Consider the following 21,643-nt stretch of genomic DNA (forward strand, 5'->3'; position numbering starts at 1 on the left):
CTTAGGGTGACAGTTTCATTACCTTTTGGTCATGTTTTAATGGGCTGGTAAGGATTAAACAGGCAGCACAATGGTGACTTTCAAGCCGGATGCCCCTTTGGAGAAAATCAGCTCGCCCCGGTGTAATTCAATAATGGCGGCAACGCTGGTTAATCCCAATCCAAAACCCTCGCTATCATTATTGAATCGATAAAAATACTTGCCCACATTTTCGTATTCGCTTTCCGGTAATCCGGGGCCGTCATCTTCCACAATGATGGCGATTTTATTATCAAAGCGTTTTTTTATTTCAACACTGGTATGGGAGCGAGCGTATTTAACAGCGTTATCTACCAGATTGGCTAAAGCGCTGGCTAATAAATTGCTGTCACCATTAATAATGACTTTGTCGATTTTCTTTTTCTGCAGCGTGACGCCTTTTTCTTCGGCGAAAAAGCTGTACAGGTCCAGCACGTCCTCGGCAATCACTTCCAGATTGCACGCCTTGAAGTTCTGTCTTTGCACACCGGCATTCAGTTCGGCAATTTGCAACAACTTGCCCAGCAGGACACTCAGGTTTTCTACTTCTTCAATCGCGTCTTGCTGTGCCTCCCGGACATGGGGCGGGACGCCGGGCAGGTTCTGGGTCTCGCGCAACTTGCCAACGATGCGGGTTAGTGGAGTGCGGATATTGTGGGCCACGGTATCGGAGATGTGCCGTGCGCCTTGCATCAGGCTCTCGATCTTGTCCAGCATGCGGTTGATGTCGTGGTGGATCAGGCCGAAAACGTCCTCGCTCTCGGAGGTGATGCGCTTGGAAATGTCGCCCGCGCCCACTTGTTCGGTCAGCAAGCGGATGCGGCCCACGCGGTATTTCAGCTCATTGCTGAATACATAGGCCCCCAGAATCACCAGCATCAAGGCCAGAATCATGGAGGTGACGATGATGCGGCTGAGCATGGCACGCAGCTCGATCAAGGTGCCCAGCTCGTGGCCGACCACCAGGGTTTCGCCGCCAGACAGCTTGGTGACGCGGACATTGCCTTCGGACAGGGCGTCGATATGCTTGATCTGCACTTCCACCACTTGTCGTTCGGGCAGATTGTCCAGACCGGGAATTTCGCTGATATTGCCCACCAGGGTGTGGTTGAATTCATCCAGCAGCAGATAGATTTCCTGGCCCGAATCAATCCGGTCTGACAGGGTCAGCTCGATCATGCGCAGGATCTCTTCGCGCCCGCCCACTTCGTAGGCAATACTAAGCCGCTGCACGGCGACGTTAATCTGCCGCAGGTGCTCGTCGCGCAAGGCCCCAAACACCTGAACATAGAAAAAGCCGATTAAAAACAGCGTGGTGAAGATGGCCAGGATGCTGTAGTTCAGGGTCAGCCGGAAGGAGGTGGACTCCCACAGGCGTTTGATGAATTCAATCATCGCAGCGCTTTAGCTTGAATCCGTCGATGCTGTCCTTGTCGCTCAGTACATAGCCACGGCCACGCACGGTATGGATCAGGGGCGTCGCGCCTTCCTTGTCCACTTTGCGCCGCAAACGGCTGACCAGCACATCAATCACATTGGATTGCGGGTCAAAGTTATAGCCCCAGACCACTTCCAGCAGCATGGTGCGGGTAACGATCTTGTGGCTATTCATCAGCAGGTAGGACAGCAGCTTGATTTCGCGTGGTTGCAACTCCAGCACCTCGTCCCCACGGGAGATTTTCTGGTTGCGGATATTCATGACCAGATCATCCACCTGCAAATTCTTGATTTCCGCACTGTCACTGCTGCGGCGTATCAGGGCATGCAAGCGGGCGGCCAATTCCTGAAAGGAAAAGGGCTTGATTAAATAATCATCGCCACCGGCTTTTAAACCATCTACTTTATCGTCTACGCCGGATAAGGCGCTTAATACCAGAACAGGAACTTTTTTACCTAAAGATCGCAAGGTAAAAAGAATGGAAAGACCATCAACATTATTGGGTAACATGCGATCCAGAATAATCACATCCCATACATCTTTCATGGCATTTTCCAAACCGGAAACGCCATCATGACTGGTCACCACCGAATAACCCAGCTCGGATAAGCCATTCACTAAATACCGGGCGTTTTCCCGGTCATCTTCAATCAGTAAACAATTCCACATTTGGCTTCCCGGAGCTTTATAAACTGGCGGATTCATCCATTAAAGAAATGGATTGATCAAAAAGGCTGATGCCGACTATGAGGCGAACATGACAAAACGGTAATGTTTGATGTCAGGAAATATAAAAATTGCTTCATCCTGTTAAATCCGTTTTGTGCTCTGAATTATAGGAGTAATTAGTCAGCACATTATTCTAGTAAAAATTCCGGGGCTGTCGGGCTGAAAATCCGGAACAGCGCCGGAAATTGTCCCGGATGCCAGTCAGCAGGCTAAAGCGTCTGTCCGGGATGCAGGGGGATTAGCTTCTGGATTTCCGACTGGCACCGGGAGCCTGTCCTTTCAGACGCTTGTAGGCCCGACTGAACGCCGCCTGCGAGGTATAGCCCAAACGCTGGGCAATCGTTTCAATAGGCAGTTTTTCCTGACTGAGCCATTGGCTGGCCAGGCCCATACGTAATTCTGTGGCGTAGCGCAGCGGAGACATGCCCAAGGTAGCCTGAAAGCGTTGGGCAAAGACGGAGCGAGATAAGTGAGATTGGGCGGCCAACTCTGCCACTGTCCATTCATAACCAGGCTGGCGGTGCAGGGCCAGGATGGAACGTGCCAGGCGTGGATCGCGCAGGGCAGCGACCAGGCCAGAGGCATTGCCGCAACCGGACTCAATCCAGCCGCGCACAATCATGGCGGCGGCCACTTCGGCCAAGCGAGCCATGATGCCGGCATAGCCAATCCGGCCCGCGCAGATTTCCCCTTTCATGGAATCCAGAATGGGCAGCAGGCCGGGGTAGTATTGCGCCCCGGTATTGGCAATCATGGCGCTGGGCATGAGTTTGCCCAGACCGTGCATGCCGCCCAGATCAAACTCCATGCAACCGTAGAACAAAATTGCGCTAGGGGTGGGGTAGGAACTAGGGCACGTGCTGACACCGCTGACGGCCTGACCCAGCGGAGCGGCCTCGAAGCTGTCTATGTCTTGAAACGAGGCTTCTTCTTTGGACAGGATTTGATGGCTTTCACCTTGCGGTAGAAACACCGTACTGCCTGCCGAGAGCTCGTGCAGCGTGCCATCTCGGGTACGCAGAAACGCCGTGCCTACGGCCAGAAAGTGAAAGTAGGCATGACCGGGTCGTTCTTCAAAACCCAGCCCAAAATGAGGCCCAGTTTGAATCCGGCGGTATTGCACCCCACGCAAGCGCATGCCGGTCAGCAGTTCACTGATCAGGTCGGAGGACAGGGCGAATTGTTCGTGCTCGGTCATGTTCGGCGTTTCGATCAAATTTTCAAGACTGATCATCATAGATCATCCGGTTTCTGATCTCTAGACTGGGGGCTGTTTTTGTTTCTCCAGGGAAGTAGCGATGAGTCGTGATGTGTGTAATGCCAGTTTGCGGGCCCCGGTCATGGAACCTGCCTGGGTGGCTGTATTTTCATTGGCCATGGGTGTGTTTGGTTTGTTGACGGCGGAGTATTTGCCAGCCAGCTTGCTGACACCGATGGCCGTGGATTTGGGTGTGTCGGAAGGTTTGGCAGGGCAGGCCGTCACAGTAACGGCGGTGGTCGCTTTGTTTTCGGGCCTGCTGGTTCCAGCGCTGACCCGTCGTTTTGACCGGCGTAATGTGTTGCTTGGTTTTACGCTGCTGATGATTGCATCGAACTTGCTGGTGGCGGTGTCCTCCAGCCTGACAGTGTTGCTATTGATGCGGGTCCTGCTGGGGATTGCCTTGGGCGGCTTTTGGAGTATGGCGGCAGCCGTTGCCATGCGTCTGGTGCCGAACCCCTTAGTGCCGCGTGCCTTGTCGATTATTTTTAGTGGGATTGCCGTGGGGACGGTGGTTTCGGTCCCTTTAGGCAGTTATCTGGGGGGCCTGTTCGGCTGGCGCAGCGCGTTCTTGGCGGCAGCGGCGGTTGGTGTTTTGACCTTGGTGTTTCAGTGGCTGACCTTGCCCAGCATGGCACCGCGTCAGCATGCACGCACCGCAACGGTACTGGATTTGCTGCGCAGACCCGGTATTGCGATTGGTATGTTTGCCTGTGTGCTGGCCCATGGCGGGCAGTTTGTCTTGTTCACCTTTATTCGTCCGGCGCTGGAAGGTTTTGCCTCTATTGATATGGATGGCTTGGCGTTGATGCTTCTGGGCTTCGGGCTGGCGAATTTCGTAGGCACCTTGTTGGCGGGCTGGCTGATGGAACGCAGCTTGCGGGTGACTTTGGTCGTGATGCCCGCCTTGGTGGGTTTGGCGGCCTGGGGCATGGTCTGGCTGCCGGTGCACAATATGGGTTTGATGTGGCTGGTGGCGTTATGGGGACTGGCTTTCGGAGGGGTGCCAGTGGCCTGGTCCAATTGGGTGGCCAATGCCATGCCCGATCAGGCGGAAGTCGCAGGCGGCATGGTGGTGGCGGCGGTGCAGTCCTCGATTGCTGCGGGGGCGGGAGTGGGTGGCTTCATGTTCGGCCTGGGCGGAGTTCCTCTGGCGTTCCTCACGGGTGGGAGCGTGATGTTGTTTGCTGCGCTTTTGATTGCTTTACGGGTTACAGCGGATTGGCCGGCCTACCCCAGTGGGGAGCGGGCGCATTAAAAGGGGAGCCTGGGCCAGAGAGCCGGGCCGATTTGATGTGCTGCGGTCCACAGGTTGCAATCGGCCTGGCTTTTGAGTTCAAGATGTTTTGAGGGGTTCCAGCTTTGGCCACAAAGCATGGAAGTGATGGACCGGACCTTGCCCCAGGCCGATCTGCAATTGGTCAGCCGCGGCCAAAGCGCCATTCAAATATTCCTTGGCCAAGCCTACCGCAGCCGGCACGCTGCGGCCCGGTAGCAGGGCAGCAATGGCGGAGGACAGCGAACAGCCCGTGCCATGCGTGTTGCGTGTCGGGATGCGAGGCGACTGAAAAACATGGCTTTGCCCCTGGCCTTGCAGCAAATCCACACTGTCCGGGCCATCCAGATGACCGCCCTTGAGCAGCACCCACTCAGGGCCCAGCAAGCACAGTTCGCTTAAGGTGCTGTGCATCTCTTGCAGCGAGGCGGGTTCCGGTTTGTGCAGCAGATCGCCCGCTTCGGGCAAGTTGGGGGTAAGCAGGGTACACATGGGCAGCAGCTTGTCGCGCACGATGTACACGGCTTCGGGGCTGAGCAAACGATCCCCGCTTTTGGCGACCATGACCGGGTCCAGCACAATCGGGCAGTCCAGACCGTGATGGTGCAGGCGGTCTGCAATTGCTTCCGCAATCCCTGCAGTGGCGATCATGCCGATCTTGATGGCATCCACGCGCACATCCTCAAACACCGCATCCAACTGGTCCGCCACAAAGTCCGGCTCCAGCGCCACAAAACGCCGCACACCCTGGGTGTTTTGCGCGACGACGGCCGTAATCACGCTCATGCCGTATGCGCCCAAGGCGTACATGGCTTTCAGGTCAGCTTGAATACCAGCGCCGCTGGTCGGGTCTGTGCCCGCAATACTCAATACATTGGGAATCATGCGCGGCCTGCCTGATCTTGAGTGGCAGCCAATGCCAGTGCCTGACGGGCAACTCGGACTACATCAAAGCTGTGTGCCACATCCAGGCTGTCCAATTCGGCATTGCTGAACCAGCGCGCGTCCAGAGCATCATCGCCTGCCTGCGGTTCACCTTGTTGCCAGCGAAACAGCACGGCAATCAGGATGAAATGTGAATAGGCCAGGGGTGTGGCGCTGGGCTCGCGGTCAAACACATCCAATGCATCAAAGACCTGCAAGGCCTGGCCTTGTACGCTGGTTTCTTCGGCCAGTTCCCGATGGGCTGCCTCCATGATGGTTTCGCCCGCGCGAATCTTGCCGCCCGGAAAGGCCCAGCGCCCGGCATCGGGCCGATTGGCGCGGCGTATCAGCAAAATCCGGTCTTGATGGATGACGGCAGCCAGGGTGGCGGCAACCGGGCCGACGGGGGAGGGAGAGTGGTCGGAAGACAAGATAGCAACTCCTAGTCAAGGATAGCCATCCGGCAGCAAGCGGCGAGCAGGTACATACCCGTCCCTTCGCCGGCATGACCCGGATCAGGTTCAACGGGTCACTACGGTGCAATCTGGCCAGGCAGTTTCTCAGCCTGCTCGCCAGGCTCCCCTCGGTGAAAAGACCGTTCCTGTAAAAACGGTCTGGGCGAGTATACCTGTCTTCGTAGCTAGACATGGCAGGCGGGTGCATGCTTTGAGTATCATCTGAATGGCATTACGATTCCGTTTGACGCAACCATGAAAGGCTTTGACTATGGCTCGCCCTGATCTGAATTTATTGTTCGCACTGGATGCCTTGCTGGAAGAAGGCAGCGTCATGGGAGCGGCACGGCGCATGAATCTGAGCCCGCCTGCCATGAGCCGAACCTTGAGCCGCATTCGGGATACGCTGGATGATCCCGTGTTTGTGCAAGTGGGGCGCAAGCTGTTACCTACGCCCAGAGCCTATGCCTTGCGCGAACAAGTGCGGGCGGCGGTGGAGCAGGCAACCCAGGTGTTAAGTTCCAATACCGAGATTGATCTGTTGTCCCTGGAGCGCAGCTTCAACGTGCGTGCGACGGACGAATTTGTGAATGTGCATCTGGGTCATTTGCTGGAGGCAATGGCCAAGGAAATGCCCAAAGCCATGCTGCGTCTGTCTCCCGAAGAGGACGATATGGATGACGACGCCTTGCGGAGTGGCCGTATTGACCTGTTCATCAGCGCCTCACGCAAGCTGGCCCCGGATATTCATGTACAGCCCTTGTTCACGACGCATTTTGTGGGTGTCGCGCGGGAGCACCATCCTATCTTCGACGAAGACATTTCGCTGGAACGCTTTGTGCGCTGGGACCATATTAATGTGTCGCGGCGGGGCAAGGGCCGATCCAACCTGGACGCCTTGTTGCAGGCCAGTGGCTTGCAGCGCAATGTGGCTTTGGTGGTGTCCAATCCCTACACCGCGCTGTTCGCCTTGCATGATTCCGATCTTTTGCTGCCGCTGCCCAAGCATCTGGCAAGCAGTGCCAAAGCGGCGGGCTTGGCGATCCGGGTGTTTGATTTGCCTGTGCCCATGGAGACAGCCATGTTGGTGCAGGCCTGGCATATGCGCCTGCAGACAGATCCGGCCCACCAATGGTTACGCACAACCATTCATCGCTTGTGTACCGAGGACGATGCGCAGGCGGCCAAACGCAGCAAGCTGTAATTCAAGGTGGCTTTTCAAGTGCGTGACACGCACTTGAGTGAGTGCAATAAATTCACTTTTCGGAAGCGTTGGGGACTTTTATAGTGATTTTCATTCATCACTGTAAAGAGTCCCCTTGTGTCGTCTGCCAGTCCCTTACCGCAGTCTGCCTCCAGGCTGACAGCCTTTCTTGTTCGGATGGGTCTGGCCCTCAGTTCCGTGGATAGCACCAGCCCCCGTGCAGGCTACATCCTGCGTTCCATTCTGGCCGCGTGGCTGGCCTTGTCGGTAGCTTATTTGCTGGATCTGCATGCGCCGTTTTCCGCCGCATCCAGCGTGCTACTGGTGATCAACCCGGTGCAAGGGGCGGTGATAGGCAAGGGAACCTGGCGGGTGCTGGGAACCCTGGTCGGAATGCTGGCCGCCTTTGTGTTGATGAGTGCCTTCGGGCAGCAGCCTTGGCTGTTCTTGCTGGGTTTTGCGTTCTGGCTGGGCCTGTGTGTGATGGCCATGGGTTTGCTGCGCCACTACAAGTCTTACGGTGCGGCCTTGGCAGGCTATACGGTAGGCCTGGCGGTATACGGCGCCATGGGGCAAGCGCGACTGAGCTTTGATCATGTCATTGGGCGCGGTTCCTCGGTGCTGGTGGGCGTGCTGTGCCTGGGCGTGGTGTCTGCCTTGTTCAGTACCCGTAGCGTACGCAGTCGCTTGCAGGCCCAGTTATTGCGCCTGGCCTCGGAAACGGCCCGTGTACTGGCGCGCAGAGAGCCGGCCCTTCATGCGTGCACGACGACAGAGAGCGACCAGGAGCGTGTACGGCATCAATTGATGATGGATGTGTACGGGGCGGATGATTTGTTGTCAGTCGGCAAGGCGGAGTCCGCCGATTTGGCCGCTCGGGCGACCGCTTTGCGGCATGCCATTGCCTGCCTGTTTTCCGCCATGTTGGGAGGCGCGGGCCCGCTTCCGCAAACCTTGACTCCCATGCCCGTACTGGCGGCTTTGCGGCAAGAATGGGAGCAGGCCTGGAAGCAGGCTGCCCAACTGGTTTCACAGGGCCCGGACGGTTTGGAGCGAGCCCGTGCAGTGTTGATGCCGCTGCATGCCCGCTTGCAGGAAGTCTTGAGTACTGGCCCTTTGGAGCGCCTGGCGGAACCGGCCCCGTTTCTGATTACTGGGGACCGTCTGATTGAGCAGCTGGATGATTATCTGGCGGCCCTGGATAGCCTGCGTGCTCTGTATCGTTTGCCCACGCAAAGCACATATCCCGCCATTCCTTTTTATCGGGATATCTCGCTGGCATTGGAAAACGGGGTTCGCGCCATGTTGACGGTGCTCTTGGGGGGCGCATTCTGGATTCTGACGGGCTGGACGGACGGCAATATGATGCTGGCCGGTCTGGCGGCAGCCTGCGCCTTGTTGTCCCCAGCACCCAATCCACCTGCGGCGGCGATGGCGTTCGTCAAGGGCATTGCGATTTCTATTGTGGCGGCCTTTTTATGCACCTTTGTGGTCCTGCCTTTGATCGAAGGCTTGCCACTGCTGCTGATTGTGCTGGCGCTGTTCTGGTTACCCGCCATTTATGCCACCACGGTGCCCAAACACGCCATGGTCGGCGTGGCCTATCTGGTGTCGTTTACGACCTTGGCAGCGCCATCCAACCCCATGCATTACGACTTCGAACTGTTCGTGAATGGGTCTGTGGCCTGGTTGCTGTGCACCTTCTTTACCTTGCTGGGTTTCCAGCTGTTTTGGCCTCGCAAACTGAGTCGGGATTTAAGCCGTCTGCAAATGCGTATTCGGGCGAACAGCTTGGCGGTGTTGCGTGGCAAGCGTTTCCAGCCGCAGATCTGGCGTTGGCGACAGCAACATCGCCTGGCGCAGTTGGGAGCCGGATTAAAGGCGCAGCCTGCGCAAATGCAGCAAGCCTTGTCGCAGGCTCTGGACAGCGTGCATCTGGGCTGGGAACTGCTGCGCTTGCAGTCGTATGCACGACAAGCCCAGGTGCCTGCCCATGTGTCCCAGTCCTTGAAAACCACCTTGCGTCATATGGCTCGCCGGGCTGATCAACCCCGTTTGGCAGCGCGCCATGCCCGGCGTCTTGCACAGGCTGTGCCGTGCCGGGAGGCGGAGCCGCAGCACGATGGCCTGCGTCTGGCCGCTGTGCTGCTGGATATTGCGATGCTGCTGGAGCGCCACGCGGCATCTGTTTCCCCTCAATCAGGAAGTGCTGATCATGCTGAGTGAAGTTGCCCTGGCGGGCATGTATGTCCCGCCGTTTTTTGTCTACGCCTGCCTGGCGGTGCCTGTCTATCTAGGGCTGCGTTACGTGCTGGTGCGCACGGGCGTGTTGCGCCATGTTTGGCACCCGGCCTTGTTTGAGTTTGCCTTGTCCTTGTCCCTTGTCTCGGCCTTGATTCTGTATGTCTAAATTTTCTGCTTTGATCAAGCCAGTTAGCCGGTTTGTGCTGACGGCCTTCTTGCTGTTGATAACAGCCTATTTGTTGGTGGCTTTGTGGAACGCCTATGTGCGTGCGCCCTGGACACGGGATGGCCGGGTCAGCGCACAAATTGTGCGTATCGCGCCCGAGGTCTCGGGGACGGTGCGGGAGATGGCTGTTACCGATAATCAGCGGGTTCACAAGGGGGATGTCTTGTATCGCCTAGACCCGGTGCGTTTTCAGTTGGCGCTGGAACAGGCGCAGTCCGAACTGGCGGCGGCAACAGCCATCCTGAACCAGAGGGCGGCAGAGGCCAAGCGCCGTCGCGGTATGGAAAGCCTGCTGCCTGCTGAAGAAATCCAGCAAGCCCAGCACGCAGTGCGTATTGCCCAAGCCGAGCAGCGCAGTCGGCAATTGGCTGTGGACGCGGCCAAGCTGGACCTGGAGCGTTCAGTTCTGTACGCGCCTGTTGATGGCTATGTGACCCGCCTGCGTTTGAACGCGGGTGATTATGCGGTGGCGGGGCAGGCCAATATGGCTTTGCTGGATGCCCATAGCTTCTGGATGACGGGTTATTTTGAAGAAACCAAGCTGCAAGGTATTCAGCCGGGTGCGGAGGCACGCATTCGTTTGATGGGCTATGAAGGCTTGATAGCAGGCCATGTCAGTAGCATCGGGCGCGGTATTACCGATGCCAATCAGCAAGCGGATGCGCAGGGCTTGCCCAGCGTGGAGCCCAACTTCAGCTGGATTCGTTTAGCGCAACGGATTCCGGTACGGGTGGAGTTTGATGATCTGCCGGCGGATGTGTTGCTGGCGGCCGGGATGACAGGCAGTGTGGCCGTCGGCTCCGCGTTGGATGCGGGCGGTGCACAAGGCCGCATCAGTTCCTTTTTGCAGCGCTGGCTTTAAGAGGTGGGCATGGATAATTTTTTGATGCCTGAACGTCACCACGCACGTCGCTTTTTACCCTATGTGCTGCTGCTCCTGAGTTTGTCCGCTTGCGCGACGGTAGGCCCGGATTATGTGGAGCCCAAACAGCCGCTTCCCCCTGCGTGGCTGCATGAACAAACAGGCTTTGCCAGGCAGGATCCGGACAGCTTGCGTCGCTGGTGGCAGCAATTCCAGGACCCGACGCTGGATGCGCTGGTGGAAAGAGCGTTAAGCCGTAATCAGGATCTGGATATTGCGGTGGCTCGTTTGAGGCAGGCCAAGGCTGAACGCGGCCAGATTGCAGCTGATCTTGGCCCTCAGGTATCAGCCGGGGCCTCGGGGCAGGCGCGCCGCAATAGTAAAGCTCTGGACTCGCCGCCCGGAGGGGAGTTTCGCAGCTGGCAGTTGGGGCTGGATGCCAGCTGGGAGCTGGACTTGTTTGGTGGCACTCGCCGGGCGATAGAGGCCGCCGATGCTGGTATTGAAGCGTTGGCGCAGGACCACGGTGCCTTGCAGGTCAGCTTGATTGCCGAGCTGGTCAGCCATTATGCCGGTTTGCGGGCGACACAAAGACGGCTGGATATTGCCAGGGACAATGTACGCAACCTGCGTGACACCGAACAGTTGGTGGAGCAATCTCGGCGTCGCGGGTTGGCTCGCCAGTCTGAACTTTTGCAGGCCAGAGCCGAGCGCGAAATGGCACAGGCGCAGCTTCCTGTACTGGAAGCCGACATTGCCCGTTTTAGCCATAGCATTGGGGTGCTGGCAGGCGGTTTTCCGGGTGATTGGCATGCCGTTCTGACGCAAACCGCGCCTGCCTTGCCCGTGCCGCCGCAACTGCCTGCGTTCCTTCCCTCGGATCTGATTCGCTCCCGGCCAGACTTGCGAGCAGATGAACGGCGTTTGGCTGCGGCCACGGCACATATAGGTCAAGCAGAGGCACAACGCTTTCCGACGTTCCGAATTCCCTTGGGAATAGGGACTGCTGTCAGCGTGATTCACGACATCTTTTCCAGTGCCAGCCTGTTGTGGACGGCAGGGCTACAAGCGGAGCACAGCCTGTATGACGGTGGCCGTGCGCAATCGGGCATTGAAGCGGCACAAGCGAAGGCGCAGGCTGCTGAACTGGTTTATAAGCGTGATGTGCACCTGGCTTTGCGGGAAGTGGAAGATGCCTTGACCTCCCTGCACAGTCAGGTACAACGTCAGCAGTCCTTGCAGGCCGCACTGCTCAATAGTGAACAGGCTTTGGAGCACGCGACGCAACTGTATAAAGCCGGTTTAAGCGCCTATTTGCCGATTCTGGTGGCACAACGTAGCGCCAATCAGGCACGAGATGCTTTGACGCTTAGCCAGTGGGACGAGGTGCTGGCTGCTATTGCACTGTATAAATCCTTGGGAGCTGGTTGGCAGGAAAGCTGATGCACAGCCGCCGGATTACAGCTCCCTCGTCAAAAACTGCGCTCGCCCACGCCCGAAGGACCAGTCTGCATCGCTGTTTTCTACCAGAGCGATGATCAGGTCATTGGGCGACACACCACAGTTCTGTTCCAACCGTTCTGCCAGCAAGCGGTAGAACTGGACTTTCTGGATCTCGCTGCGGGGGCGGGACACGATGTGCAGCAGTACCACCTTGTCGCTACGCGGGTAGCCCAGGCCAGTGTCTTCCAGTATCAGCTCGCCGGGACGATGCTGGGTCACGCACTGGTAGCGGTCGCTGGCGGGAACATCAAAGGCTTGCACCATGGCTTGATGCGCGGTGTCCAACAGCAGGCGCAGTTCTTCGTCGTTGCGGCCTTGGATCAGATCAAATTTCAGTAGTGGCATGATGGTTCATTCTTGATGAGAGTGCAGGGAAATCGGGCAGGCCATCCACTCGACACGCAGGCCAAAGTGGATGGCTCTGTATCAGTTCAGGTCCTCGGCGGGGCCAAAGAACTCGTAATGGCTTTGTTCGTCGGGCAGGCCCAGATCGCGCAGAGTGCGTCTGATCAAGGTCATAAAGGGTTTGGGGCCCAGGTAATAGGCATCGAACTGGCCGTCACAGGGCAGCCATTGGCTCAGTTGCGTAGCTGTAGGGCGGCCTATGGCATGGGGCTGCGGCCCGGATAGGGCTGTGTGTTCTTCGTACACCACATAAGCCTGAAAACGCGGGTAACGGTTCGCCCAGGTGGTGAGCTGGTTGGCAAAGGCGTGGACGTGCACATTGCGGGCGTAGTGGATAAAGGTGATGGGACGCTCGGTCTGCAAGGCCGCCTCCACCATGGCCAGGGTGGGGGTAATGCCGACGCCACCACTGATGAAAACCTGATGCCTGTCGTTGTGACGCAAGCTGAACTGTCCGGCGGGTGGGAACAGGTCCAGCGTGTCGCCTTTCTGGATCTGATCGTGCAGAAAGTTGGAGGCCAGACCACGGGCTTCGCGCTTGACGCTGATGCGGTAGCTGCGCCCATTGGGGGCTGCAGACAGGGAGTAGTTGCGGCGAATTTCTTCACCGTTGACCTTCAGGCACAGGCCTATGTATTGGCCGGGCTTGAAGTTCAGTACGGGTTTGCCGTCAACCGGCTCCAGATAAAAGGAGGTGATCTCCTGGCTTTCAGGGACTTTGCGTATCACCTGAAAGGCGCGTGCGCCCCGCCAGCCGCCGGGGGCGGTGGCCATATCGTCGTAAATCAGACGTTCAGCTTCGATCAGCAAATCCGCCAGTTGCTGGTAGGCGGCCGCCCAGCCGTCTATGACCTCATTGGTCGCGACGTTCTCGCCCAGGACTTCGCGTATGGCTTGCAGCAGGCAAGTGCCCACAATCGGGTAGTGCTCGGGCTGGATTTGCAGGGCAACGTGTTTGTTGACGATCTGGCTGGCCAAGGGGCCCAGGGCTTCCAGTTGGTCGATATGGCGGGCGTAAGTCAGCACGCCATTGGCCAGGGCGCGTTGCTGGGTGCCGCTGGCTTGATGGGCCTGGTTGAACAGGGGGCGCACCTGTGGATAGTCGCGCAGCATCAATTCATAAAAATGGGTGGTCAAGGCTTCGCCGCCGGTTTCCAGCAGCGGCACGGTGGCCTTGATGATGTCGCGTTGAGCGTCTGTCAGCATAAGAATCAAAAGGGTAAAGAGGGTGAAACAGGAAGCGTTGGCAGCAGGGGCACCTGCTGCCGGACTAGCTGGCGGATGAGTGGTGGCCGTGTTTACTGTGCAGTGGGCATCACAAATTCCGCGCCTTTGGCGATGCTTTCTGGCCAGCGCTGCATGATGGATTTCTGCTTGGTGTAAAAGCGGACTCCTTCTTCTCCATAGGCGTGCATGTCGCCAAACAGGCTCTTTTTCCAGCCACCAAAACCGTGCCAGGCCATAGGCACCGGAATCGGGACATTGATCCCCACCATGCCGACCTGGATGCGGCGCGCAAACTCGCGGGCCACATTGCCGTCGCGGGTAAAGCAGGCCACGCCATTGCCGAATTCATGGGCATTGATCAGGTCCACGGCTTGTCTCAGGTCTGCCACGCGCAGGCAACCCAGTACCGGCCCAAAGATTTCTTCTTTGTAGATGCGCATGTCCGGAGTCAGGCCATCAAACAAGGTGCCACCCATCCAGAAACCGTCCTCGCAGCCTTCACCGGCCTGGCTGCCCTGGAAGTGACGGCCATCGACCAGCAGTTGTGCGCCTTCCTGTACGCCCAGCGCGATGTAGTTGGAGATACGTTCGTGTGCGGCACGGGTCACAATGGGACCCATTTCGGCGGCCAGGTTTTCCCCGTTCAGCACTTTCAGGGTTTTCGTACGCTCGATCAGTTTGGGGATGAGCTTGTCAGCCACATCACCGACCAATACCGCCACGCTGATGGCCATGCAGCGCTCGCCTGCGGAGCCGTAGCCTGCGCCAATCAAGGCATCTACGGCCTGGTCGATGTCCGCGTCTGGCATCACCACCATATGGTTCTTGGCACCGCCCAGGGCTTGCACGCGCTTGCCGTGACGGGCGCCGGTTTCGTAGATGTAGTTCGCAATCGGGGTGGAGCCGACAAAGCTCACCGCCTGTACTTGCGGGTGCTCCAGCAGGGCATCGACTGCTTCCTTATCGCCTTGCACCACATTGAAGACGCCATCGGGCAGACCAGCTTGCTTGAACAAATTGGCAATGAACAGCGAGGGGCTGGGGTCAGTCGGGCTGGGTTTAAGGACAAAGGTATTTCCGGCTGCGATGGCAACCGGGAACATCCACATGGGCACCATGACGGGGAAGTTGAAGGGGGTGACTCCGGCCACTACACCCAAAGGCTGGCGCAGGGTCCAGTTGTCGATATTGCTGGAAACCTGTTCGGTGTAATCGCCTTTCAGCAGCTGCGGGATGCCACACGCAAATTCCACAATATCAATGCCGCGTGCCACTTCACCCTGGGCGTCAGTAAAGACCTTGCCATGCTCGGCAGTAATCAGATGGGCCAGCTCGTCCTTATGTTCATTGAGCAATTGCAGAAACTTGAACATGACTCGGGCACGGCGAATGGGCGGGGTGTCGGCCCATTTAGGGAAAGCCTGCGCTGCGGCCTGAACCGCCTCGTCAACTTCAGCATGGGTGGCCAGCGCCACATGGCCGGTGACGGTGCCGGTAGCCGGGTTGGTCACCTCCAGGTGGCGGCCCGATGTGCCAGGCACGATGTGGCCATTTATATAGTGATCGATATGGACAGCAGGGTGAGTCATGGTTTCAGTCTCCTTGTTTGATGTCTGGAAAGCAGAGCTATCTGTAGGGAAGATAGAAGACTGAATGAATCATGTAAAATGATGAATAGTGATTCGATGGATCATTAATAATGAATCGAAAGACGATCTATCCAAGGGCGGCTCAGATGGGCCTGAGATTTACCCTAATCACGGACTGAATGTTGGCAGGAGCCGGTGCCGGGCGGCTTTGAGACCAAGAGGCCACAAGCCAGCAGCTTGGCGGCGCGAGGGGAATGGCCTGTTTATAAATCACGGAAAGAGATTTTAATCATCAGGATTCATCATTTTACTTGATCTATGGCTGCGCCTATCTTCAAGGCACATAAGCGGCGGTCTGTGGCAGAGCCAAGGTTCTGAGGCCGCTGTGACACAAATTCATCCACACGCCTTCAGGAGACAACGTGAACACCATGACAACCCTGGCCGGTATCCGGCAACAGCCGCAATTCAAGGAACTGGTCCGACGCAGACGCCATTTTGTAGCTTGGTTGACGGCGCTGACTTTGCTGCCGTACTACGCCTTTATTCTGGTCGCCAGTTTTGCGCCGCAGCTGCTGGCGACCACGCTGTCGGCAAATAGCATTATCAATGTGGGCTGGCCGCTGGGCTTTGCCTTGATTCTGGGCACCTGGTTGCTGACGGGCTTGTATATCCGACGTGCCAATGGCGAGTTTGATGCCCTGACGGCCTTGATTCTGAAGAGGGCCAAATGATGCGCCGCCTTTCTTCCATTGCTGTTCTGCTTGCTTTATCTGGTCTGGCCTTTGCCGTGCAAGCGGACCCGGCTGCTTTGCAGGAGGTGCACAAGCAGCCCATCAATATCACGGCCATTGTGATGTTCCTGGCCTTTGTGCTTGGCACCTTGGGCATCACTTATTGGGCCGCTTCCAAGACCAAATCCATGGACGACTTTTACACCGCCGGGGGCGGGGTAACGGGCTTTCAGAATGGTTTGGCCCTGGCCGGAGACTATATGTCTGCCGCCGCCTTGCTGGGCCTGACCAGCATGATTTTCTTTAACGGCTACGACGGCATGATTTATGCCATCAGCTTTTTCGTGGCCTGGCCTTTGTTGCTGTTCCTGTTTGCCGAGCGTATTCGCAATCTGGGCCGCATCACGATTGCCGACATCAGCTCTTTCCGTTTGGACCAGAACCGTATCCGTACCTTGATGGCCTTTGGTTCCTTAACCGTGGTCTGTTTTTATCTGGTGGTGCAGATGGTGGGAGCCGGGCAGTTGATTCAATTGCTGTTCGGCCTGCAATACAACCATGCCGTGATTGCCGTGGGTTTGCTGATGGTGATCTACGTGACCTTTGGCGGCATGGTAGCCACGACGTGGGTGCAGATCATCAAGGCTGTGCTCTTGCTGCTGGGTGGCACCTTGCTGGCGGTTCTGGCCTTGAGTCGCTTTGGTTTTTCGCTGGATGCCTTGTTTGTGAAAGCGGTGGAGGTTCACAAGAACGGTGCGGCCATTTTGCTGCCCAGCAAGCTGGTTTCCGACCCGATTGCCATGATCTCGCTGTCGATTGGTCTGGTATTCGGGACTGCCGGTTTGCCGCATATTCTGATGCGCTTTTTCACCGTTCCTGATGCCAAGCAGGCACGTAAATCCGTTTTTGTCGCAACCGGCTTTATCGGCTTTTTCTTCTTGATTGTGGGCGTGCTGGGCATGGCAGCAATTGTGATCGTGGGCCAGGACCCGAGCTTTTATGAAGGTGGCCAGTTAGGTGGCACTTTGATTGGTGGCGGCAATATGCCCGTCATGCACCTGGCCAAAGCCTTGGGCGGCGATCTGTTTCTGGGTTTTTTGTCTGCCGTTGCCTTCGCCACGATTCTGGCGGTGGTCGCGGGGCTGACCATGGCCGGAACCTCGGCCATCTCCCATGACTTGTACGCCATGGTCATCAAGAAAAATCAGGTGGACCCGGCCAAGGAACGCCGCGTCTCCAAGATTGCCTCGGTTTGCCTGGGTGTGCTGGCTGTGGTGCTGGGCATCTTGTTCAAGGATCAAAACATTGCCTTTCTGGTGGCGCTGACCTTCGGGGTCGCGGCGTCCGTCAATTTCCCGATTCTGGCCTTGTCCATGTTCTGGAAGGGTTTGACCACGCGCGGTGCCTTGATCGGTGGCGTGGCTGGGCTGTTGAGTGCCGTTGGTCTGGTGATTTTGTCACCGGCTGTCTGGGTCAAGGTGCTGGGCAATGAGCAGGCGATTTTCCCCTATGACTATCCCGCCATTATTTCCATGAACGTAGCGTTCTTCTTTACCTGGCTGGGCTCGGTGACCGACCGCAGCGCCCAGGCAGCGCTGGAGCAAGCCCGTTTCGAGGATCAGTTTGTGCGGGCGCATACCGGCATTGGGGCGTCGGGTCTGGTGAATCACTAAGTATCACTATCAGCGTGTCACCGCAGGGGGCTTGCCCCCGGTGACCTTTTCAAGGAGGTAATCATGCAATTGCGAGACAACGGACTCAGGTTCTCGCCCATCACTATTGTGCTGCACTGGCTTGTAGCGGCCTTGCTGTTTTCCATTCTGGGCTTGGGGGTGGCCATTGCCCAAAGCCCCGGTGAGGCGCGGCTGGTGCATCTGCAAAATCTGCTGGGGATGCTGCTGTTCCTGATTTCCATCTACCGCTTCTGGGCGCGGGTGACGTCTTTTCACCCTTTGCCAGTGGGTTCGCCCAATCCGGTGGAAGTGATTGTGGCCCGTTCCGTGGCGACAGCCTTGGCCTTGGCGATGGTGCTGCTGCCAGTCGCTGTCTGGCTGTCCCGTGCGGCGGCTGGCGTAGCGGTGGAGCTGCCTGGTGGCCTGGCTTTGCCTACCTTGATCAGCCCGAATGCGCAGGTCAAAGCCGTGGTCGATGTGCTGTTCAATATTGGCGCCACAGCTTTTTTGGCGGGGCTGGCCTTGCACCTTTTCGGGGCTTTCAAAAACCATTTTGTACTGAAGAATCTGGCCCTGCGGCGCATGCTGGGCAAACAGGTGGAGTTGTAAATCATGAGCGAAGCAAATCGAGACTTTGCGGGCAATGTCATCACGGAAATGTGCGGTGTGCAGTATCCGATTTTTCTGGCGGGCATGGCTGCGATTTCCGGGCCGCAATTGACGGCGGCGGTAGCGAATGCAGGCGGGTTCGGTGTGCTGGGCGGCTTGCGTCTGGCTCCCTTGATGCTGCGTAAATGGCTGCGGGAAACCAGGGCACTGACGGACCAGCCTTTCGGGGTAAATGTGGTGCCGCAGTTTGGTGGCCCGGAGGTGTTCGAGGCCCAGTTTCAAGTGATCTTGCAGGAGCGGCCCCGCATCCTCTCGCTGTTTTATGCCGAGGACTATTCCGCCGACATGATTCCCCGTGCAAAAGACGCCGGCATGATCGTGATGGTACAAACCGGCACGGCGGCCTTGGCTCGCAAAGCGATTGCGCATGGGGCCGACATTATCGTCGCCCAAGGTAGCGAGGGTGGTGGCCACCTGAATCGCGGCACCATTGGCCTGATGTCGTTGTTACCCGCAATTCTGGACTGTGCGCAAGGCCGTCCTGTACTGGCGGCAGGTGGGATTACTACCCGCCAGGATGTCAGGGCGGCCATGAGTCTGGGGGCTTCCGGCGTACTGGTGGGCACGGCCTTTCTGGCCAGCGAGGAGTCCAATGCGCACCCGCTCTACAAGCAAAAGATTCTGGAAGCCAGCACGGACGATACGGAATATCGCACCGGCTATTCCTTTGGTTGGACCTATGGCACCCCGCATCGCGTCATTCCCAACCGCGACAAGTGGAATGTGCTGCGTCTGGTCGGGGGCGGGGCGCGGGCGATTGATAAGGACCGAATGGCCAGGAAACTGTCTTTGTATGCTGGTCAGGGCGTGGGCAAGATCCACAGCATTGTGCCAGCGGCAGAACGGGTCGCGGAACTGGCTTTGGGTCTGTCCTAACGCTTTACTGCGGCAAAGCCTGTGCGGCGCTGCTGGGCAGACCCACAGGCTGACCCGTCAGAGCAGGCAGTTCAGCCTCGCCTTGATCCAGTTTGGGCAATTGGGCGAATTGCGCTTGAGCCAGGGCCACAAAGCTGCGCAGGGCCGAGCCAGGATTCGCGTCGGCACGACGGATAAACACGGTTTTCACCCGCGCCACTTCAGGCGGCAGTTCGTGGCATTGCACGGGCAGGCGCAAGCTGCCGTTCTGGGCGATGGCTTTGGGCAACAGGGTAATGCCCATGCCCGAGGCCACGCAGGACAGAATGCCGTCCAGTGTGCCCATTTCCATGATCTGGTTGGGCACCAGCCCGGCCTGATAAAACCAGTGTTCCAGCGTGGAGCGGTAAAAGCAGCCTGTCCTGAACACCAGAACCGTTTGTTGGGGGATTTTTTCGATCAGGGCAGGCAGGGATTCCACTGTTTTGCTGCTGACCAGCACCAGCTCTTCTTCAAATACTTCTTCTTGAGTCAGGGCCGCGTTTTGATGAAAGCCACCGACAAAAGCACCGTCGAGCTGATGGGTCTCAATGGCCTTGATCAGCTCGGCCGTGGTGCCGGTTTGCAAGGACAGCTGAACCTGGGGGTAGCTTTCGCGGTATTGGGTCAGAACCTGGGGCAGACGGATGGCGGCCGTGGTTTCCATGGAACCCAGACGCAGCAGACCACTGGGAGTGCCGGTGTCTTGCAGGGCGACACGGCTTTCATCGGTCAACTGCAGGATACGGCGGGCGTAGGCCAGAAAGGTATGGCCGGCCGGAGTCAGCACCACGCCGCTTTTCTGGCGTATGAACAATTGCTGCTCCAGTTCGGCCTCCAGCTCTTTGATGCGCATGGTGACGTTGGATTGCACGGTGTGCACCTTCTGGGCAGCGGCCGTAAAGCTGCCGTGCTCGGCAACGGCACAAAAAATCCGTAATTGGCGCATTTCCATGTCGGCCATCCTATGTCTAAAAGTGATGTTTGAATTTTTATTCCATCACTTTATGGCATTCATTGGCAGTCGTAAAGCGCTTTAGGGTTAGGGCTCACAGTTGGCTGCGGTAGCTGGCCGGAGTGTGCCCAAAGCTGCGCCGGAACAGGCTGATAAAGGCGCTGGGGCTGGAATAACCCAGATCGTAGGCAATAGTGGCAACCGGCTCACCGGCTGCCAGCATTTCCAGGGAGCGCATCAGGCGGGCGCGTTGCCGCCAGGCGGTGAAGTTAAAGCCGGTTTCTGTCACGAAACGGCGACTTAAGGTGCGCAGGCTGACGGCCGCCCAGTCGGCCCAATGCTCCATGCCTTGATTGTTGCTGGGGTCGGCAATCAGGGCGCGGGCAATGCGTTGCAAGCGCGGGTCCTGGGGCAGGGGAAGCCCAAACGGCTCGACGGGCAGGGTACGAATTTCATCCAGGATGACGGCCGCGATGTGGGCCTGAGTATCCGTCAAGGGAGTAGCGAGCGCAGGTTTCCAGGAGCTGGCACGCAGGACAGCCTCGCGCAGCAGGCCGGACATGCGGATCGTGCAAGCCTGTTTGGGGAGGTCCTGGCAGGCAGACTCGGCGATAAATACGCTCCAGCCATGGAAGGGGCCGTGGGATTGCCCTGAGTGCAAGGTGTTGGGGGGCAGCCAGACGGCGTGAATGGCCGGCACTACCCAGACGGCATCCTCCACTCCAATCGAGAGCAGGCCGCGGAAAGAACCAAACAGCTGCCCACGAGCATGTTGATGGGCTTGTGAGGCCAGCTCTTTGTTGTAGTGTCCTGCGGCCGCAATCATGATTGGATCGCCCGGTGCCGTGACCAGGGCATGCAGCTCATGCTCATCTTTCATGGCGTAATTCTGCTATTTAATGGCTGATTTGTTGTCCATATGCCAAATATTTTCTGCTTAAACTGAGCAGCAAGCAAGTCAAAAAGGAACTGAGATGAAAGCACACGACATTCTTCCCGATCACGCCAGTGAAGTTCAGATCAATGGCACCACCATTCGTAAAGGCACGGTGGGCGCGTTTCTGGCCAATGCAGCGGCCTTGCGTCAGCCTGATGTCAGCGATGCGGAACGACAGCGCGCCTTGAACGATATTGTGGCGGCCTTGCCCGCCTTGAAAGCTTTGGGCCTGTTTGATGCGCTGGAGATTCGAGATCCCCAACTGCGCGATTTTGTGGAGTCCAGACTGTGATGAGAAGTGAAGGCGTTACGGTGCGACCGTATTTGCTGCGCGGCACCGCTTGCTTGTATTGGCCCGGCGGCTTGAGCCGGGCCTTTGGAGGCGTCCCATATTTAGGCGTGCGCCGCTTTGATAGTGGCTGT

At 57.6% G+C, this 21,643-nt stretch carries 21 protein-coding genes and 1 riboswitch; of the genes, 11 read left to right on the forward strand and 10 right to left on the reverse strand.

The window, feature by feature from the left end:
• Positions 1-54: 54 nt before the first annotated feature.
• The 3 genes from CPY64_RS06555 to CPY64_RS06565 all read right to left on the reverse strand — a co-directional run bounded on the left by CPY64_RS06555 (position 55) and on the right by CPY64_RS06565 (position 3,422).
• The gene (locus CPY64_RS06555; RefSeq protein WP_042479919.1) at positions 55-1,413 is read right to left on the reverse strand and encodes a sensor histidine kinase; all 1,359 of its coding nucleotides are present in this window, start codon (positions 1,411-1,413) and stop codon (positions 55-57) included.
• Entirely contained in the window at positions 1,406-2,125 is a 720-nt protein-coding gene (locus CPY64_RS06560) for a response regulator transcription factor (RefSeq protein ID WP_042479922.1), read from the reverse strand. The genes CPY64_RS06555 and CPY64_RS06560 overlap by 8 nt, the downstream gene beginning before the upstream one ends.
• Positions 2,126-2,423: 298 nt before the next feature.
• Positions 2,424-3,422, reverse strand: coding sequence for an AraC family transcriptional regulator (locus CPY64_RS06565; RefSeq protein ID WP_042479924.1), 999 nt, complete (start codon positions 3,420-3,422; stop codon positions 2,424-2,426).
• A 61-nt stretch (positions 3,423-3,483) separates the two neighbouring features.
• On the opposite strand from CPY64_RS06565, the gene CPY64_RS06570 reads away from it, so the two are divergent.
• A complete protein-coding gene (locus CPY64_RS06570; protein WP_042479927.1) occupies positions 3,484-4,701 on the forward strand; it encodes an MFS transporter in 1,218 nt (405 codons plus the stop codon).
• Between the two features lie 78 nt (positions 4,702-4,779).
• Here CPY64_RS06570 and thiD read toward each other — a convergent pair whose 3' ends face one another.
• Positions 4,780-5,604, reverse strand: coding sequence for a bifunctional hydroxymethylpyrimidine kinase/phosphomethylpyrimidine kinase (gene thiD / locus CPY64_RS06575; RefSeq protein ID WP_042479929.1), 825 nt, complete (start codon positions 5,602-5,604; stop codon positions 4,780-4,782).
• A complete protein-coding gene (locus CPY64_RS06580) occupies positions 5,601-6,074 on the reverse strand; it encodes an NUDIX hydrolase (RefSeq protein ID WP_042479933.1) in 474 nt (157 codons plus the stop codon). The genes thiD and CPY64_RS06580 overlap by 4 nt, the downstream gene beginning before the upstream one ends.
• Positions 6,075-6,118: 44 nt before the next feature.
• Positions 6,119-6,237: riboswitch (TPP riboswitch) on the reverse strand.
• 132 nt (positions 6,238-6,369) lie between these two features.
• On the opposite strand from CPY64_RS06580, the gene CPY64_RS06585 reads away from it, so the two are divergent.
• The 5 genes from CPY64_RS06585 to CPY64_RS06605 all read left to right on the forward strand — a co-directional run bounded on the left by CPY64_RS06585 (position 6,370) and on the right by CPY64_RS06605 (position 12,077).
• On the forward strand, positions 6,370-7,302 hold the full coding sequence (locus CPY64_RS06585) for a LysR family transcriptional regulator (protein WP_042479936.1): 933 nt from the start codon (positions 6,370-6,372) through the stop codon (positions 7,300-7,302).
• A 198-nt stretch (positions 7,303-7,500) separates the two neighbouring features.
• On the forward strand, positions 7,501-9,528 hold the full coding sequence (locus CPY64_RS06590) for an FUSC family protein (RefSeq protein WP_226791341.1): 2,028 nt from the start codon (positions 7,501-7,503) through the stop codon (positions 9,526-9,528).
• The gene (locus CPY64_RS06595) at positions 9,518-9,712 is read left to right on the forward strand and encodes a DUF1656 domain-containing protein (protein WP_042479943.1); all 195 of its coding nucleotides are present in this window, start codon (positions 9,518-9,520) and stop codon (positions 9,710-9,712) included. The genes CPY64_RS06590 and CPY64_RS06595 overlap by 11 nt, the downstream gene beginning before the upstream one ends.
• Positions 9,705-10,634, forward strand: a complete 930-nt coding sequence (locus tag CPY64_RS06600; RefSeq protein ID WP_042479944.1) for an HlyD family secretion protein — start codon at positions 9,705-9,707, stop codon at positions 10,632-10,634. The genes CPY64_RS06595 and CPY64_RS06600 overlap by 8 nt, the downstream gene beginning before the upstream one ends.
• A 9-nt stretch (positions 10,635-10,643) precedes the next feature.
• Entirely contained in the window at positions 10,644-12,077 is a 1,434-nt protein-coding gene (locus CPY64_RS06605; RefSeq protein WP_226791342.1) for an efflux transporter outer membrane subunit, read from the forward strand.
• Positions 12,078-12,092: 15 nt separating this feature from the next.
• On the opposite strand, the gene CPY64_RS06610 is transcribed toward CPY64_RS06605, so the two are convergent.
• The 3 genes from CPY64_RS06610 to CPY64_RS06620 form a co-directional block, all read right to left on the reverse strand.
• A complete protein-coding gene (locus CPY64_RS06610; protein WP_042479946.1) occupies positions 12,093-12,482 on the reverse strand; it encodes a tautomerase family protein in 390 nt (129 codons plus the stop codon).
• A gap of 81 nt (positions 12,483-12,563) precedes the next feature.
• A complete protein-coding gene (gene hmpA / locus CPY64_RS06615) occupies positions 12,564-13,748 on the reverse strand; it encodes an NO-inducible flavohemoprotein (RefSeq protein ID WP_042479949.1) in 1,185 nt (394 codons plus the stop codon).
• Positions 13,749-13,840: 92 nt separating this feature from the next.
• Positions 13,841-15,358 (reverse strand): CoA-acylating methylmalonate-semialdehyde dehydrogenase, encoded by a 1,518-nt coding sequence (locus CPY64_RS06620; protein ID WP_042479951.1) that lies wholly within the window; start codon positions 15,356-15,358, stop codon positions 13,841-13,843.
• 431 nt (positions 15,359-15,789) lie between these two features.
• Here CPY64_RS06620 and CPY64_RS06625 point away from each other — a divergent pair, with 431 nt between their 5' ends.
• The 4 genes from CPY64_RS06625 (at position 15,790) to CPY64_RS06640 (ending at position 19,310) form a co-directional block, all read left to right on the forward strand.
• Positions 15,790-16,092 (forward strand): DUF485 domain-containing protein, encoded by a 303-nt coding sequence (locus tag CPY64_RS06625; RefSeq protein WP_042482037.1) that lies wholly within the window; start codon positions 15,790-15,792, stop codon positions 16,090-16,092.
• Complete coding sequence (locus CPY64_RS06630; protein ID WP_042479954.1) at positions 16,089-17,765, forward strand: cation acetate symporter; 1,677 nt, start codon at positions 16,089-16,091, stop codon at positions 17,763-17,765. The genes CPY64_RS06625 and CPY64_RS06630 overlap by 4 nt, the downstream gene beginning before the upstream one ends.
• 63 nt (positions 17,766-17,828) lie before the next feature.
• Positions 17,829-18,374, forward strand: a complete 546-nt coding sequence (locus CPY64_RS06635; RefSeq protein ID WP_042479956.1) for a cytochrome b — start codon at positions 17,829-17,831, stop codon at positions 18,372-18,374.
• A 3-nt stretch (positions 18,375-18,377) separates the two neighbouring features.
• Complete coding sequence (locus tag CPY64_RS06640; protein ID WP_042479958.1) at positions 18,378-19,310, forward strand: NAD(P)H-dependent flavin oxidoreductase; 933 nt, start codon at positions 18,378-18,380, stop codon at positions 19,308-19,310.
• A 4-nt stretch (positions 19,311-19,314) separates the two neighbouring features.
• On the opposite strand, the gene CPY64_RS06645 is transcribed toward CPY64_RS06640, so the two are convergent.
• Entirely contained in the window at positions 19,315-20,283 is a 969-nt protein-coding gene (locus CPY64_RS06645) for a LysR family transcriptional regulator (protein WP_193216156.1), read from the reverse strand.
• Between the two features lie 94 nt (positions 20,284-20,377).
• The gene (locus CPY64_RS06650) at positions 20,378-21,163 is read right to left on the reverse strand and encodes an AraC family transcriptional regulator (protein WP_042479960.1); all 786 of its coding nucleotides are present in this window, start codon (positions 21,161-21,163) and stop codon (positions 20,378-20,380) included.
• 94 nt (positions 21,164-21,257) lie between these two features.
• Here CPY64_RS06650 and CPY64_RS06655 point away from each other — a divergent pair, with 94 nt between their 5' ends.
• Positions 21,258-21,512 (forward strand): hypothetical protein, encoded by a 255-nt coding sequence (locus tag CPY64_RS06655; protein ID WP_042479962.1) that lies wholly within the window; start codon positions 21,258-21,260, stop codon positions 21,510-21,512.
• The last annotated feature ends 131 nt before the right edge of the window (positions 21,513-21,643 follow it).

It is taken from the genome of Alcaligenes faecalis, assembly GCF_002443155.1.
Classification (GTDB): domain Bacteria; phylum Pseudomonadota; class Gammaproteobacteria; order Burkholderiales; family Burkholderiaceae_B; genus Alcaligenes; species Alcaligenes faecalis.

Excerpts from the sequence above, each read along its gene's own strand:
- CPY64_RS06555 (WP_042479919.1), bottom strand. The coding sequence starts at position 1,413 with ATGATTGAATTCATCAAACGCCTGTGGGAGTCCACCTCCTTCCGGCTG.
- CPY64_RS06560 (WP_042479922.1), bottom strand. The coding sequence starts at position 2,125 with ATGTGGAATTGTTTACTGATTGAAGATGACCGGGAAAACGCCCGGTAT.
- CPY64_RS06565 (WP_042479924.1), bottom strand. The coding sequence starts at position 3,422 with ATGATGATCAGTCTTGAAAATTTGATCGAAACGCCGAACATGACCGAG.
- CPY64_RS06570 (WP_042479927.1), top strand. The coding sequence starts at position 3,484 with ATGAGTCGTGATGTGTGTAATGCCAGTTTGCGGGCCCCGGTCATGGAA.
- thiD (WP_042479929.1), bottom strand. The coding sequence starts at position 5,604 with ATGATTCCCAATGTATTGAGTATTGCGGGCACAGACCCGACCAGCGGC.
- CPY64_RS06585 (WP_042479936.1), top strand. The coding sequence starts at position 6,370 with ATGGCTCGCCCTGATCTGAATTTATTGTTCGCACTGGATGCCTTGCTG.
- CPY64_RS06595 (WP_042479943.1), top strand. The coding sequence starts at position 9,518 with ATGCTGAGTGAAGTTGCCCTGGCGGGCATGTATGTCCCGCCGTTTTTT.
- CPY64_RS06600 (WP_042479944.1), top strand. The coding sequence starts at position 9,705 with ATGTCTAAATTTTCTGCTTTGATCAAGCCAGTTAGCCGGTTTGTGCTG.
- CPY64_RS06605 (WP_226791342.1), top strand. The coding sequence starts at position 10,644 with ATGGATAATTTTTTGATGCCTGAACGTCACCACGCACGTCGCTTTTTA.
- CPY64_RS06610 (WP_042479946.1), bottom strand. The coding sequence starts at position 12,482 with ATGCCACTACTGAAATTTGATCTGATCCAAGGCCGCAACGACGAAGAA.
- hmpA (WP_042479949.1), bottom strand. The coding sequence starts at position 13,748 with ATGCTGACAGACGCTCAACGCGACATCATCAAGGCCACCGTGCCGCTG.
- CPY64_RS06620 (WP_042479951.1), bottom strand. The coding sequence starts at position 15,358 with ATGACTCACCCTGCTGTCCATATCGATCACTATATAAATGGCCACATC.
- CPY64_RS06625 (WP_042482037.1), top strand. The coding sequence starts at position 15,790 with ATGACAACCCTGGCCGGTATCCGGCAACAGCCGCAATTCAAGGAACTG.
- CPY64_RS06630 (WP_042479954.1), top strand. The coding sequence starts at position 16,089 with ATGATGCGCCGCCTTTCTTCCATTGCTGTTCTGCTTGCTTTATCTGGT.
- CPY64_RS06635 (WP_042479956.1), top strand. The coding sequence starts at position 17,829 with ATGCAATTGCGAGACAACGGACTCAGGTTCTCGCCCATCACTATTGTG.
- CPY64_RS06640 (WP_042479958.1), top strand. The coding sequence starts at position 18,378 with ATGAGCGAAGCAAATCGAGACTTTGCGGGCAATGTCATCACGGAAATG.
- CPY64_RS06645 (WP_193216156.1), bottom strand. The coding sequence starts at position 20,283 with ATGGAAATGCGCCAATTACGGATTTTTTGTGCCGTTGCCGAGCACGGC.
- CPY64_RS06650 (WP_042479960.1), bottom strand. The coding sequence starts at position 21,163 with ATGAAAGATGAGCATGAGCTGCATGCCCTGGTCACGGCACCGGGCGAT.
- CPY64_RS06655 (WP_042479962.1), top strand. The coding sequence starts at position 21,258 with ATGAAAGCACACGACATTCTTCCCGATCACGCCAGTGAAGTTCAGATC.